The sequence below is a fragment of the Nocardia lijiangensis NBRC 108240 genome, assembly GCF_001613045.1.
Lineage (GTDB): Bacteria > Actinomycetota > Actinomycetes > Mycobacteriales > Mycobacteriaceae > Nocardia > Nocardia lijiangensis.
The window spans coordinates 1-13,541 of record NZ_BDBP01000138.1 but is presented as its reverse complement, the minus strand read 5'-3'; the positions used below and the strand labels follow the sequence as shown (position 1 = coordinate 13,541).

Annotated in this window: 15 protein-coding genes; 8 read left to right on the top strand and 7 right to left on the bottom strand. The window is 68.0% G+C overall.

Annotated features, from left to right (window positions below; genetic code table 11):
- Window positions 1-476, top strand: a 476-nt coding sequence (locus tag NL1_RS33765) for a neutral zinc metallopeptidase (protein ID WP_174553512.1), incomplete at its 5' end; no start/stop codon positions are given.
- A 102-nt stretch (window positions 477-578) separates the two neighbouring features.
- On the top strand, window positions 579-3,305 hold the full coding sequence (gene polA, locus NL1_RS33760; protein ID WP_067848427.1) for a DNA polymerase I: 2,727 nt from the start codon (window positions 579-581) through the stop codon (window positions 3,303-3,305).
- Window positions 3,306-3,399: 94 nt separating this feature from the next.
- Here polA and NL1_RS33755 read toward each other — a convergent pair whose 3' ends face one another.
- Window positions 3,400-3,999 (bottom strand): TetR/AcrR family transcriptional regulator, encoded by a 600-nt coding sequence (locus NL1_RS33755; protein WP_067848426.1) that lies wholly within the window; start codon window positions 3,997-3,999, stop codon window positions 3,400-3,402.
- 64 nt (window positions 4,000-4,063) lie between these two features.
- On the opposite strand from NL1_RS33755, the gene NL1_RS33750 reads away from it, so the two are divergent.
- Window positions 4,064-5,350 (top strand): YhgE/Pip domain-containing protein, encoded by a 1,287-nt coding sequence (locus tag NL1_RS33750; protein WP_067848423.1) that lies wholly within the window; start codon window positions 4,064-4,066, stop codon window positions 5,348-5,350.
- A gap of 177 nt (window positions 5,351-5,527) precedes the next feature.
- Here NL1_RS33750 and NL1_RS33745 read toward each other — a convergent pair whose 3' ends face one another.
- A complete protein-coding gene (locus tag NL1_RS33745) occupies window positions 5,528-5,851 on the bottom strand; it encodes a DUF6191 domain-containing protein (RefSeq protein ID WP_067848420.1) in 324 nt (107 codons plus the stop codon).
- Between the two features lie 336 nt (window positions 5,852-6,187).
- Between NL1_RS33745 and NL1_RS33740 the strand changes: the two genes are divergently transcribed.
- Window positions 6,188-6,613, top strand: a complete 426-nt coding sequence (locus tag NL1_RS33740) for a 2-isopropylmalate synthase (RefSeq protein WP_245673708.1) — start codon at window positions 6,188-6,190, stop codon at window positions 6,611-6,613.
- Window positions 6,614-6,666: 53 nt separating this feature from the next.
- Here the strand turns inward: NL1_RS33740 and trxA are convergent, their stop codons facing one another.
- On the bottom strand, window positions 6,667-7,038 hold the full coding sequence (gene trxA / locus NL1_RS33735) for a thioredoxin (RefSeq protein ID WP_067848417.1): 372 nt from the start codon (window positions 7,036-7,038) through the stop codon (window positions 6,667-6,669).
- Between the two features lie 49 nt (window positions 7,039-7,087).
- Window positions 7,088-7,609, bottom strand: a complete 522-nt coding sequence (locus tag NL1_RS33730; protein ID WP_067848414.1) for a 2'-5' RNA ligase family protein — start codon at window positions 7,607-7,609, stop codon at window positions 7,088-7,090.
- A 105-nt stretch (window positions 7,610-7,714) separates the two neighbouring features.
- Between NL1_RS33730 and NL1_RS33725 the strand changes: the two genes are divergently transcribed.
- Entirely contained in the window at window positions 7,715-8,779 is a 1,065-nt protein-coding gene (locus NL1_RS33725; protein WP_067848411.1) for an isocitrate/isopropylmalate dehydrogenase family protein, read from the top strand.
- A gap of 28 nt (window positions 8,780-8,807) precedes the next feature.
- On the opposite strand, the gene NL1_RS33720 is transcribed toward NL1_RS33725, so the two are convergent.
- The gene (locus NL1_RS33720) at window positions 8,808-9,140 is read right to left on the bottom strand and encodes a hypothetical protein (RefSeq protein WP_067848408.1); all 333 of its coding nucleotides are present in this window, start codon (window positions 9,138-9,140) and stop codon (window positions 8,808-8,810) included.
- Between the two features lie 587 nt (window positions 9,141-9,727).
- Here NL1_RS33720 and NL1_RS33715 point away from each other — a divergent pair.
- Genes NL1_RS33715 through NL1_RS33705 form a run of 3 tightly spaced genes read left to right on the top strand, consistent with a single transcriptional unit; the run spans window position 9,728 to window position 12,396 of the window.
- Window positions 9,728-10,648: an ABC transporter substrate-binding protein gene (locus tag NL1_RS33715; RefSeq protein WP_067848405.1), complete on the top strand. Its 921-nt coding sequence runs from the start codon at window positions 9,728-9,730 to the stop codon at window positions 10,646-10,648.
- A gap of 3 nt (window positions 10,649-10,651) precedes the next feature.
- A complete protein-coding gene (locus tag NL1_RS33710) occupies window positions 10,652-11,611 on the top strand; it encodes an amino acid ABC transporter permease (protein ID WP_084511328.1) in 960 nt (319 codons plus the stop codon).
- 32 nt (window positions 11,612-11,643) lie between these two features.
- The gene (locus NL1_RS33705) at window positions 11,644-12,396 is read left to right on the top strand and encodes an amino acid ABC transporter ATP-binding protein (RefSeq protein WP_156095169.1); all 753 of its coding nucleotides are present in this window, start codon (window positions 11,644-11,646) and stop codon (window positions 12,394-12,396) included.
- Between the two features lie 85 nt (window positions 12,397-12,481).
- Here NL1_RS33705 and NL1_RS33700 read toward each other — a convergent pair whose 3' ends face one another.
- Entirely contained in the window at window positions 12,482-13,000 is a 519-nt protein-coding gene (locus tag NL1_RS33700; RefSeq protein ID WP_245673707.1) for a DUF8020 domain-containing protein, read from the bottom strand.
- 346 nt (window positions 13,001-13,346) lie between these two features.
- The coding region (locus NL1_RS33695; protein ID WP_339379972.1) for a LysR substrate-binding domain-containing protein at window positions 13,347-13,541 on the bottom strand (195 nt) is incomplete at its 5' end.

The window sequence follows — 13,541 nt, the reverse complement described above, 5'->3', positions numbered from 1 at the left end:
GCCCGCAGGACGGCGCGCCCGCGTCGTACTGCTACACCGACGAGACGATCGTCATCCCGTACGCCGCCGCGCGAGCCGCCACCGCGGAGTCGCGCCGCGGCGCGCAGCTCGAGCTGCTCGCTCACGAATACGGCCATCACGTCCAGCACATAGTCGGCGTCTTGCGCGCCTACACCGACCAGCGCACCGAATCGGGCTGGCAGACCGCGGCGGGCCAGGAGCAGAGCAGGCGGCTGGAACTGCAAGCCGGTTGCTTCGCGGGCATGTTCTTCGGCATCAACCACGGCCGCGGCGACATCGATCAGCAGACCTGGGACGAAGCCGCCGACCGGGCGCGCGCCGCGGGCGACAGGCCCGGTGCACCCCGTGTGCGCGGCGCGGACCACAACGCGTGGGGCTGGTGGAAGTGGGGCTCCGACAAAGGCGACACCTGGGAGTGCAACACCTGGTACGCCGACCAGGAGAACGTCGAGTAGCTCCGCGCCGCCGCCGCCCCGTCGTTCCATCGCGAGCCGGTTCCGCGCGTGTCCCGGTGTCGGCGTTTCGGCTTGTCGGTGCCGGTCCCTAGACTCTGGGGCGTGAGCTCACCCACGACTGCCTCGCGTCCCACCGCCGCCGACTCCGGTGACCGGCCGACACTGCTGTTGCTGGACGGGCATTCGCTCGCCTACCGCGCTTTCTTCGCGCTACCCGCGGAGAACTTCAAGACGGTCACGGGGCAGACCACGAACGCGGTGTACGGGTTCACCGCCATGCTCATCAACCTGCTACGCGACGAGAAGCCGAGCCACGTCGCCGCGGCGTTCGACGTGTCCCGCAAGACCTTCCGCACCGAGGCCTACCCGGAGTACAAGGCCAACCGCAGCCAGACGCCGGACGAGTTCCGCGGCCAGGTGGAGCTCACCAAGGACGTGCTCGGCGCGCTCGGCATCCCGGTGATGGCGATCGATGGCTTCGAGGCCGACGACGTGATCGCCACCATCACTACCCAGGCCCAGGCCGAGGGGTTCCGCGTCCTCATCGTCAGCGGTGACCGCGACTCGATCCAGCTGGTCAACGACGAGGTCACCGTGCTGTATCCGCGCAAGGGCGTCTCGGATCTGACCCGGTTCACCCCGGACGAGGTGGTGGCCAAGTACGGCCTCACCCCGATCCAGTACCCGGACTACGCGGCACTGCGCGGCGACCCGAGCGACAACCTGCCCGGTATCCCCGGCGTGGGGGAGAAGACCGCCGCCAAGTGGATTCGCGAGTACGGCGATCTGGCCACCCTGGTGGAGAAGGTGGACCAGGTGAAGGGCAAGGTGGGCGACGCGCTGCGGGCCAACCTGAGCAGCGTGGTGCTCAACCGGCAGCTCACCGAGATGGTCAAGGACGTGCCGCTGCCCTACACCCCCGACCAGCTGGCGCAGGCGCCGTGGGATCGGGAGAAGATCCACCAGCTCTTCGACGACCTGGAATTCCGGGTGCTGCGCGACCGGCTGTTCGAGACCCTGGGCTCGCCGGAACCGGAGGCCGAGTCCGGTTTCGAGATCTCCGGCGGCGCGCTGGCCGTCGGCGCGGTCGCCGAATGGCTCGCCGAGCACGCGAAAGCCGGTGTCCGGCACGGTGTTTCGGTGGTCGGCACGAGCACTCCCGGCAACGGCGACGTGAAGGCGCTGGCGATCGCGGCCGCCGACGGTGAGAGCGGCTACATCGATGTCACCGTGCTGGCTCCCGAGGACGAGGCCGCGCTCGGCGCCTGGCTCGCCGATGCCGCGGTGTTCAAGGCGCTGCACGAGGCCAAGTCGGCCGGGCACGCGCTGCGCGGACGCGGCTGGACCCTGGCGGGACTGACCAGCGACACCGCGCTGGCGGCCTACCTGGTCCGGCCCGGTCAGCGCAGCTTCAACCTCGACGACCTCTCGCTGCGCTACCTGCACCGCGAGCTGCGCGCCGAGACCGACGTGACACCGCAGCTGTCGCTGCTGGACGACGAGGACACCGTCGAGGCCGAGCTGGCGCAGACCGAGATGCTGCGCGCCCGCGCGGTGCTCGACCTGGCCGCCGCCCTGGACACCGAGCTCCAGCAGATCGAGTCCACCGCACTGCTCACCGACATGGAACTGCCGCTGCTCGGCGTGCTGTCCACCCTGGAGGACGCGGGCATCGCGGTCGACGTCGAGCAGCTGGAGACGCTGCAACGCCAGTTCGCCGACAAGGTGAGCGAGGCGGCCGAGGCGGCCTACGGCGTGATCGGCAAGCAGATCAACCTCGGCTCGCCCAAGCAGCTGCAGGTGGTGCTGTTCGACGAGCTCGACATGCCCAAGACCAAGCGCACCAAGACCGGCTACACCACCGACGCCGATGCGCTGGAATCGTTGTTCGAGAAGACCCAGCACCCCTTCCTCGAGCACCTGCTCGCGCATCGTGACGCCACCCGGCTGAAGGTGACGGTGGACGGCCTGCTGAAGTCCGTCGCCGAGGACGGCCGCATCCACACCACGTTCAACCAGACCATCGCGGCCACCGGGCGCCTCTCCTCGACCGAGCCGAACCTGCAGAACATCCCGATTCGCACCGACACCGGACGCCAGATCCGCGACACCTTCGTGGTCGGCGCCGGATACGCCGAGCTGATGACCGCCGACTACAGCCAGATCGAGATGCGGATCATGGCGCATCTGTCCGGCGACGAGGGCCTGATCGAGGCGTTCAACTCCGGGGAGGATCTGCACAGCTTCGTCGCGTCCAAGGCGTTCGACATCCCCATCTCCGAGGTGAGCCCGGAACTGCGCAGGCGCATCAAGGCGATGTCGTACGGTCTCGCCTACGGCTTGAGCTCCTACGGTCTCTCGGCGCAGCTGAAGATCAGCACCACCGAGGCGAAGGAGCAGATGGACATCTACTTCTCCCGCTTCGGCCGCATTCGCGACTACCTGTACGAGGTCGTCGAGCAAGCCCGCAAGGTCGGCTACACCGAGACGCTCTTCGGTCGCCGTCGCTACCTGCCCGACCTGGATTCCAGCAACCGGCAGCGCCGCGAGGCCGCCGAGCGGATGGCGCTCAACGCGCCCATCCAGGGCACCGCCGCCGACATCATCAAGGTGGCGATGATCAACGTGCACAACGCGATTCGCGAGGCGGGCCTGCGCTCGCGGATGCTGCTGCAGATCCACGACGAGCTCGTCTTCGAGGTCGCCGAGGGCGAGCGCGAGCCGCTGGAACGGATGGCCCGCGAACAGATGTCCGCCGCGATCGACCTGTCGGTGCCGCTGGACGTGTCGGTCGGCACCGGGCGCAGCTGGGATTCCGCCGCGCACTGATCTTCCGGCCCCACACACCCGCCGCACGCCTCACGCAAGCACCGGCTATGTGAGGCGTGTGCGCGGTGTGTGGAAGCACCGGTGGGCGGCGGCGCTACCGGCGCGGGCGCAGTCCGTCCAGCATGTAGCCGGTCGTCTCGTCGAGCAGTTCGTGGGCGGTGTCGGCGTCGATCACGCCGGAGCCGATGAACGTGGCCAGACCTTGCAGGACGGCGACGGCCGACAGGGCGATGCGCCGGGGTTCGCCCGCGATCACCTCGCCGCGTGCCTGGGCGTCCGCGATCAGCGCGACCGGCGCCGCGAAGGCCCGGTCCACCGCCTCGGTCACCGCTTCCGCCGCGGCGGGGCTGTGCCTGCGGGCGAACATCAGCTCGAGCAGGGCCGAGTTCTCGGTGGCGAAGCGCAGGTAGGTCTGCGCCATCTCGCGGATACGGCCGCCGACCCCGTCGCAGGCCGCTGTCTTCTCGAGCGCGGCGCCCAGCTGCTCGAACCCCGACACCGCCAGCGCGTCGAGCAGCGCTTGCTTGTCCTTGAAATGGCGGGTCGGTGCGGCGTGACTGACGCCGACGTCGCGGGCCAATTGCCGCAGCGACAGGCCGTCGACACCGGATTCCCGCAGGGTCGCCTCGGCGCGCTGCAACAGTTCGGCGCGGAGGTCTCCGTGATGGTAGGAGCGGGTTCGGGTGATCGGCATGGTGTATGCAGGATAACAAGATGTAGGCGTTGCCTACTTTGTAGGCACTGACTACATTTGCCGTATGACGGTTCGGACCTTCACCGCCCCGATTGCGGTGCTGATGGTGTTCGCGGCGCTGCTTGCCACCATGTACCTCGGCTACGCCAGCAATACCGAGAAGAATCTGCACGACTTTCCTGTCGCACTGGTCAATCAGGATGTTGGCGACACGCTCGACGGCAAGCCCGCGAACGTCGGCGCTCAGGTCACCGATGCGCTGGTGGCCGGGATCCCTTCGGACAGCATCGATCTGCGCGTCGTCGGCATCGCCGAGGCGCGCACCCAGCTGCAGAACGGCGAGGTGTACGGCGCCATCGTCATCCCCTCGGACTTCACCAAGCGCCTCGCCATCCTCGGCGCGGGCGCGGTGGTGCCCGGCGAGATCGAGCGACCGGTCATCACGGTGCAGACGAATCCGCGTGTCGGGCCCTACACCACCGGCATCATGCAGCGCATCGCCGACCGCGCGCTGACGCAGGTGAACGAGACCGTCGGCAAGAACCTGACCGATCAGGTGAATGCCGCGCTCGCGCAGGGCACGCCAGCCGAGATGAGCGGCGCCGCAAGGCTTCTGCTGACCGACCCGGTGCAGGTCGTCACGGCGCCCTACCGGCCCATGGACGACGGCGCGGGCCAGGGTCTCGTCGCGTTCTTCTACACCCTGATCCTGCTGCTCGCCGGATTCACCGGCGCCATGATGATCCACACGCTCATCGATTCGGTGCTCGGCTTCACGCCGACCGAGTACGGCCCCTGGTTCGTGCATCCGCCCGCCGCGGGCGTCTCGCGCCTGCGCACCCTGCTGATCAAGTGGGGCGTCATCGCCACCGCGGCGCCCATTCTGTCCGCGATATTCCTCGGCGTCGCAGCGGCTTTGGGCGTCCCGCTGGGCAACGGACTATTGCTGTGGCTGTACGGCAGCCTGGCCATCATCGCCGTCGGTTTCACCGCGCTCGCCGTGCTCGCCGCCTTCGGCACCGCGGGACTGCTGGTGAACCTGATCCTGTTCGTGGTGCTCGGCCTGCCCTCGTCGGCGGCCACCGTTCCGCTGGAAGCCACGCCCTCCTACATCTCGAATCTGGCGGCCTTCGAACCCATGCACCAGATCTATCTGGCCGTGCGCGCCATCCTCTTCTTCGATGCCCACGCCGAAGCCGGTCTCGGCCAAGGTCTCTGGATGACGCTGCTCGGCCTGGCCATCGGCCTGGTCCTCGGAGTCCTCGCCACCCACCTCTACGACCGCCGCGGCCTGGATCGCGCCACCGCGTCGGATCCGGCGCCGGTCGCGATCCCCGTCATGGCGGGCTGAGACCGAGGCGCGCACGGGCGGCCGCGGATTCCGGATCATCGGGGCCCCGGCCGTGTCGTGCGTCTGCTGTGCGACGAAACATATTGTGCCACTGGCGACCTCGGGGATCTCAGCGCTGACGTCACCGAAAGCGTTGTGCGGTACGGGGAGGGTCGGGCACCCGGAGGGTGGTGCAGGTCAGGCGGCCGGTGGCGACGGTGACCTGCGGACCAGCCGGGCCGCGCCGGTGCTCAGGTCCACCTCGTCCCGCGGGGGAGCGCCGTCGGACTTCGTCTCCCGGTGCATGAGGGTCGTCTGGCGCTGTTCGAACTCGAAGTGCTTGGAGCCCTGGAAGGCCGCGGCCACCTCTTCGAAGCCGGTGGCGGCGACGGGATGGCCTCCGCGGCGCTTGGTCCACGGCAGAAAACGGCTGCCGGTGAGGCGGTTCCAGAGGACTTCGGCGAAGGCGACCAGGATCAGGAGCATGGCGAGTCCGGGGATGGTCATGGCGAGGAGACCCATGCCACAACGTTACCCGCGCCGCGTGCGGTGTGAGCTGCGGCGATGATACCCACGAGTAGGAGAAACGGGGGCGCGAAAAGGTTGCTATCGGGCTTCGGACTGCCTATTCTCGATGCCGTGCCGAATCCCGCCGACTGCCACAGCGCAGCGCTCCGTGTCGCAGACCGCGACCGCGTTGCGCTAATTCCGCTTACCGCGGTGGCGCAGGCGCGACTTCTCGTAGTAACCCGCCGTAGCGGGGTCTGATTCGGACCGGCCCCCTCGCTGCGGGCTGATGATGTGTTGACGCTGGTCCCCTCCGCCGACATTTTCGGGAAGACCTACCCCACAATGACCATGCTCACTCTTGATACCAAGACATTCATCGCCGCCGCACCCAAGGGACTGCGCGCGGAAGCCGCCGGGATGAGCCCGGCGGAATTCTACGACTGCTACTGCGGGCACACCGGCCCGGTCCGGCTCAGCGAATACGCCGCCGGCCACCGCGACGCCGAGTGCACCGCGACCCTCGAGTTCGCCGGCCACCTGCGCACGGTGGCGACCACCGGAAGCCCGGTCGCCGCGCTCACCTCGGCCCTCTACGACGAGGGCTACCCGGTGGAGATCCTGCAGTTCCACCAGCGCCGCACCGCCGACGGCACCGCGACCTTCGTCTGGTGCGAGCTCGACGGCAAGCGCGGATGGGGTGCGGCGCTCTCCGGCGACGGCGCCGAATCCATCGTTCGCGCAATGATTTCCGGGATCAACCGACTCGGTTCCTGAAACACACGACGGGCCGGGCACCCTCGCAGGGTGCCCGGCCCGGTGCGTCTGTCTTATTCCGAAGCGGCCTGCTGCTCGGCGAGCTGCTTGCGGACCTCGTCCATGTCGAGGGCCTTCACCTGGGTGACCAGATCCTCGAGCGCGGCGGGCGGCAGCGCGCCCGGCTGCGCGAAGACCAGAACACCCTCGCGGAAGGCCATGATGGTCGGGATGGAGCGGATGTTCGCGGCGGCCGCGAGACCCTGCTCGGATTCGGTGTCGACCTTGCCGTGCACGACGTCGGGATGCTTGGTCGAGGAGGCCTCGAAGGTCGGCGCGAAGCTCTTGCACGGGCCGCACCACTCGGCCCAGAAATCGACGAGTACCACGTCGTTTCCGGTGACTACCTCGTCGAAATTCTGCTGGGTCAGCGTCTGGGTGGCCATGACGTCCTCTCGTGTCGAATGTTGCCAGCTGTAACGCCGGGCTCGTCTCTTATCTTCCACGGCCGACCGGCCACTCCCGTCGCTGGTCGCCGTCCCACCGCCGAATACCCGTGATCGTGGTGGGGAAATCACGATCGGCGGCTACGGCGTGCACCGCGTCACCGAGCAGGCGGACCGGTACCCGCCGGGCCAGCGTGATATGCGGCGTCCAGGCGTCCGGACGCAGGTTGGCGGGCGCGCCCGGACACGGCGACACGATGTCGTACACCCGCCGCTGCAGCGTGAGCAGCTGCTCGGAGGGCACAACCAGCCGCACCAGGATCGGGTGTCGTGCCCCGAACACCAGCACGCCGCCGAGCCGCACCGGGAACGGGCGGAAGATCAGCTCGTCGAGGGCGTGGTCGATGCGCGGCCAGATCTGCCTGGCCACCGCGATCGTGATGTGCGGGCGGTGGGTCTCGATCGCCTTGGGCGTGACACTGGGCAGCCCGGCCTCGGCGAGCAGCGTCCACTGCCGCCGAATCTCCGCCTCGGCCGCGTCGTCCACCAGCAATTCGACCGACTGCACCATGATCTTCTCAACGTAGCCGCACAGCCGGGGACCGCGGGCCGGTTCCGGTGCGGCGAGGCGTCGGCGAAAGGATTGCCCGGTGAACGAGGTGAGTAGGGTACAGCGGTGCGAGTAGGGCTGATCGAGGGCGACGGGATCGGTCCCGAGGTGGTGCGCGCGACCAGGGCGGTCGTCGACGAGGCACTGGCCGCGGCGGGTGCGGCCGCGGTGAAGTGGGTGCAGTTGCCGATGGGTCATCGCGCCATCGAGGAGTTCGGCGCCGCGCTGCCCGACCACACGCTGCGCGGACTCGAGGAACTCGACGCCTGGATCCTCGGACCGCACGACAACGCGTCCTATCCGCCCGAGCATCGCGGCGCGGTGGCGCCGGGCGGTGCGATCCGCAAGCAGTTCGGCCTGTACGCGAACATCCGCCCGGCCCGCGCGTTCGCGGGCGTGCGCTCGGCCGCGCCGGACATCGACCTGGTGATCGTGCGCGAGAACAGCGAAGGGTTCTACGCCGACCGCAATATGTTCGCCGGGTCGGGCGAGTTCAAGCCGACCCGCGACATGGCGATGGCCGTCGCCGTGGTGACCCGGCGCGCCTGCGAACTGATCGCGCACGAGGCCTTCCGCCTGGCCGCGACGCGCCGCAAACGGGTGACCATCGTGCACAAGGCGAATGTGCTGCCGATGACCATGGGCCTGTTCCGCGATGTCTGCTACGACGTGGCGCGCGCCTACCCAGGCGTCGAGGTGGACGACGAGCACGTGGACGCGACGGCCGCGCATCTGGTCCGCGCCGCGGGCGACTTCGATGTGCTGGTCACCGAGAATCTGTTCGGCGACATCCTGTCCGATCTGGCGGGCGAACTGAGCGGTTCGCTGGGGATGGCCGCCTCGCTGAACTGCTCGGCGACTCGCGCGATGGCGCAGGCGGTGCACGGCGCCGCACCGACTCTGGCCGGGCACAACCGCGCCAATCCGGTCGCGTTGCAGCTGTCCGCGGCGATGCTGCTGCGCTGGCTGGGGACTCGCGATGCGGACTCCGCGCTGCACTCCGCGGCGGATCGCATCGAGCGTGCGGTGGCGGCGACCTTCGCGGCGGGCATCGCGACCGCGGATCTGGGTGGTCAGGCCTCGACCGGCGAGTTCACCGAGCAGGTGTGCGCCCGGGTGCACCGCCGCTGAACCACCTCGGCCCGCGGCGTCAGTTGCCCTACAAGCCGGTGGCGAGCTTGACGACGACCTTCTGGTCGGTGACCTCCTGCACCGTGACGTTCAGCCCCTCGGCGGGCTGTGTCTCGCCGACCGGGACGTCGACCTGCTGGCCGCCGATCTTCAGGGTGACGGTGTTCCCGTTCACGGCAACGAGTTCCGCGTCCACACCGAGAATGTTCGCCTTGGCGTTCACGCCGCGGTCGAAGGTCACGGTGCACCCGCCGACGTTGCATTCGGACTTGGTGCCCGCACCCTCCACGGTGCAGGCAGCCACACCGAGCGGGGCGAGCAGGGTGATAAAGGACAGGGCGATCAGCCGTCGAACACGCACGCGCCCAGTGTAGAGCGATTCGGATATCTCCGGCGCCGAGTGCGGTGATACGAGAGCGAGCGCTTCGGCGCCTGAGGCCCGACCGGAACTGCGCGCCGCAGGCGGCGCGCGAAAACTTGTGTGCCGCAAATTCTTTCCCTGCGTGGTCGATCGGCCGCGTGTCGTGCGAGACGCGCTGAGCGCCGTGCTCGAGGCTCGGACTCCCCGCGGGCCGGTGGCGATCGGCGCGGCTTCGGAATGGTTAACGTTCAGCGATGCCGCGCTGCGACCGTTTCTCGGGAGTGCGGACGCGGCCGTCCGGCGATGCGTGGCGCAGGTGTCGGTGCTGATGGAGGCGTCCCCCGGCTCCGGTTGGAGGTTGCGGCGACGTGCCGGTGGACCTGCGGCAGGAAGGTGGCAATTAGATGGCAACCCACACGGTCCGGTTGTGAGGTGCGAGAGTATGGTGTCCCGTCGGCGCACCGGCAACCTGTACCGAGTGGAGTCCACAACGAGCCGATGTGGAATTCCATTACTGTCCAGCACGAAACGTCTCGGTCGCTTAGATTGCCAAACGGGTGGTAACACCCGGGTTTCTTGTAACCGAAATGTGGAGGGCTGCTGTGTCTGATCGATCCAAGCCTGGCAGGCGCGCCCTGCGAGCGATGTGCGCGCTCACCGGCGCCGCACTCGTGCTGGCGGGCTGTACCACCAACACCGAAGAGACCGGACCGGCGGTGTCCAAGGTACAGGTGGACAAGGTCGCCGAAATCGCCGATCAACTACCCGACAAGGTCAAGCAGTCCGGCAAGCTGGTCATCGGCGTGAACGTGCCGTATCAGCCCAACGAGTACAAGGACGCCAGCGGCAAGATCGTCGGCTTCGACGTGGACCTGATGGACGCCGTCACCTCCGTGCTGGGCATCAAGGCCGAGTACGTCGAGTCGGCCTTCGAGAAGATCATTCCGGCGATCCAGGCGGGCACCTACGACGTCGGCATGTCCTCGATCACCGACTCCAAGGAACGCGAGCAGCAGGTCGACTTCACCACCTACTTCAGCGCGGGCATCCAGTGGGCCCAGCAGTCCGGCAAGCCGGTCGACCCGAACAACGCCTGTGGCAAGAAGGTCGCCGTGCAGGCCACCACGGTCGAGCACACCGACGAGGTGCCCGCCAAGAGCGCCAAGTGCGTCGCGGAAGGCAAGCCCGCCATCGACATCAAGCCGTTCGACGAGCAGAGCGCCGCGACCAACGCGCTGGTGCTCGGCCAGGTCGACGCGATGTCGGCCGACTCGCCGGTGACCGCGTACGCCATCAAGCAGAGCAGCGGCAAGATCGAGACCGCCGGCCCGGTGTTCGACTCCGCGCCCTACGGCTGGGCGGTGCCGAAGGGCTCGCCGCTGGCCAAGGTTCTGCAGGCCGCGGTCAACCACCTCATCAAGAACGGCCAGTACAAGCAGATCACCCAGAACTGGGGCGTGCAGGACGGCGCGATCACCGAATCGGTCGTCAACGGGGCCGTGAGCTGACCCATGTCCGACACCGACACCACCGCCGTGCCCGGAGATCCCGGGCCCGGCGGCGTCGCGGCGCCGGCCGAGCCGGAGCCGATCAAAGCGGTTCCGCTGCGCAGGCCGGGCCGCTGGATCGCCGCGGCCGTCATCCTGGTGCTGCTCGGGCTGTTCGTCTACGGCGCCGCCACCAATGACGCCTACAAGTGGGACACCTACTGGAAGTACCTGTTCGACAGCAGGATCGTGGCGGGCGCGGTCGTCACGCTCGAGCTGACCGTGCTGGCGATGGCCATCGCGATCGTCCTCGGCACCGTGCTCGCGGTGATGCGCCTCTCGCCGAACCCGGTGCTGCGCTCCGCCGCCTGGGTGTATCTCTGGATCTTCCGCGGCACACCGATTTTCGTGCAGCTGGTGTTCTGGGGCCTGGTGCCCTCGCTGTATCAGCAGATCCACCTCGGCGTGCCGTTCGGGCCGCAGTTCTTCGAGCTCGACGTGCAGGAGCTGCAGGCGGCGTTCACCTTCGCCGTCATCGGCCTCGGCCTCAACGAGGCCGCGTACATGGCGGAGATCGTCCGCGCGGGTATCAATTCCGTGGGCGAGGGGCAGCGCGAGGCGTCGGTCGCGCTCGGCATGTCCTGGACCCAGACCATGCGGCGCACCGTGCTGCCGCAGGCCATGCGGGTGATCATCCCGCCGACCGGCAACGAGCTCATCGGCATGCTGAAGACCACCTCGCTGGTGACCGCGATCCCGTTGAGCACGGACCTGTTCGGACGGGCCCGCGACATCTACGGCGTGAACTTCCAGCCGATCCCGCTGCTGCTGGTCACCGCGACCTGGTACCTGGCCATCACCAGCGTGCTGATGGTGGGTCAGTTCTATCTGGAGCGGTACTACTCGCGCGGCGCGTCCCGGCAGCTGACCGCCAAGCAGTTGCAGCAACTGGCCGACGCGCAGAGCGTGGTGAAGGCGAAATGACGGTCTCCATGGACAAGGACGCGGCCCCGCGAATGATCGTCGCGGACCGGGTGTGCAAGAACTTCGGCGCGCTACAGGTGCTCAAAGGCATCTCGCTGGAGGTGGCGCGCGGTGAGGTGCTGTGCCTGATCGGCCCTTCCGGTTCCGGCAAGTCCACCTTCCTGCGCTGCATCAACCACCTTGAGCAGGTGAACGCGGGCAGGCTGTACGTGGACGGCGAACTCGTCGGGTATCGGCAGAAGGGCGACAAGCTCTACGAACTGCACCCGCGCGATGCGGCCAAGCAGCGCCGCGATATCGGCATGGTGTTCCAGCACTTCAACCTGTTCCCGCATCGGACGGCGCTGGAGAACATCATCGAGGCGCCGACGCAGGTGAAGAAGGTGCGCAAGGCCGACGCCGTGGCCCGCGCGCACGAACTGCTCGAGCGGGTGGGCATGGGCGACAAAGCCAATGCCTATCCCGCCCAGCTGTCCGGCGGTCAGCAGCAGCGAGTCGCGATTGCCAGGGCACTGGCCATGGATCCGAAGCTGATGCTGTTCGACGAGCCGACCTCGGCGCTGGATCCGGAACTGGTCGGCGAGGTGCTGCAGGTGATGCGCGAACTCGCCGAGAGCGGCATGACCATGGTGGTGGTGACGCACGAGATGGGCTTCGCCCGCGAGGTCGCCGACCAGCTGGTGTTCATGGACGGCGGCGTGGTGGTGGAGGCCGGCGTGCCGCGCGAGGTGCTCGCCGATCCGAAACACGAACGCACCAAGGCATTCCTGTCGCGGTTGCTCTGAGCCGCGACAGCAGTGGGCCGGGCGTCCGAAGGGGCGCCCGGCCCGATGTGTCAGTGTCTATCGACTGCTTCCGCTCGGTGACCGATCACGGGAACGGCGAGAAGAAGCCGAGGGCGGCGCCGAAGGCTGCGCCGATGATGCATCCGGGGATGGCTCCGACCAGGAAGAACCAGATCCCGATCGCGACACCGACCAGGCAGCCGATGGCGCCGCCGACGGCGACCGAAATCGGTCCCAAGGCCTGGTGCACGCCGGGCAGATCCTGGGAGAGGACCGCCTCGTTCGTCGGTCCGCCGATCGGGGTCAGCGACAGCTGAGTGCCTGTGGCATTGAGCGCGGGTGCGACGGCGAACTGCCCGAACGTCGTCGGGATGGCGCCGACGACCGTGCCGTCGTTCGCGAGAACCGTGACCGCGTCGGGTGTGATGGCGAACTTGCCGGAGGCGAGATTCACCAAGGCACTCGAGTGATCGGCCGCGAGTGTCGCCGTGTAGCCGACGGCGCCGTCCGTGCCGCTGAAGCTGACGTCCGCCAGACCGGACTCCCCGTGTCCGGTAGCGGTGGCTATGCCGGTGGCCGCGATGGCCATGAATGCGGTAGCCACCAGTTTCTTGATAAACATTGGACTCCAATCCATGATTGCCGATTTCCTTTGACGTTCCCCCGACGAACGGCACCGGATAAGGAATATGATCCCTCTTCAAATCACTTTGTGTCCAGACGACTTACCGGCGTATTCGATTCGGGCTCCCGGTTTGTTTTCCACTGACGGGGAATGCAGGAAATTTGAGGTTCAACTTGCCCTGACAAGGGCGTTGACCAGTGTAGATGGAAGCCGTGGCCGGAGTGGGCACTTCCGTCGATAGTGCCGGAGGAATGGTGAGTGCGGCACCCATGCGGGTCGCGTCGCGGAATTGCCGGCCGCCATTCTTCGGCCACTCCGCCCGCGATCATGGGCGAGTGCCCGAACGATCGCCGAGTGCGATTCGAAGCTGGCCGAGGAGCACCTTGGTGGCCGGCGCCGCGGGATGATCGGTGCGCCAGACCAGTGCGAGTTGCCCGCGCAGTTCCGGCTCGACGATCGGCAGCGCGCGCACGCCGTGCGCGGCGGCCTCCGCCGCGGTGAGCGCGGGCACCACGGCCAC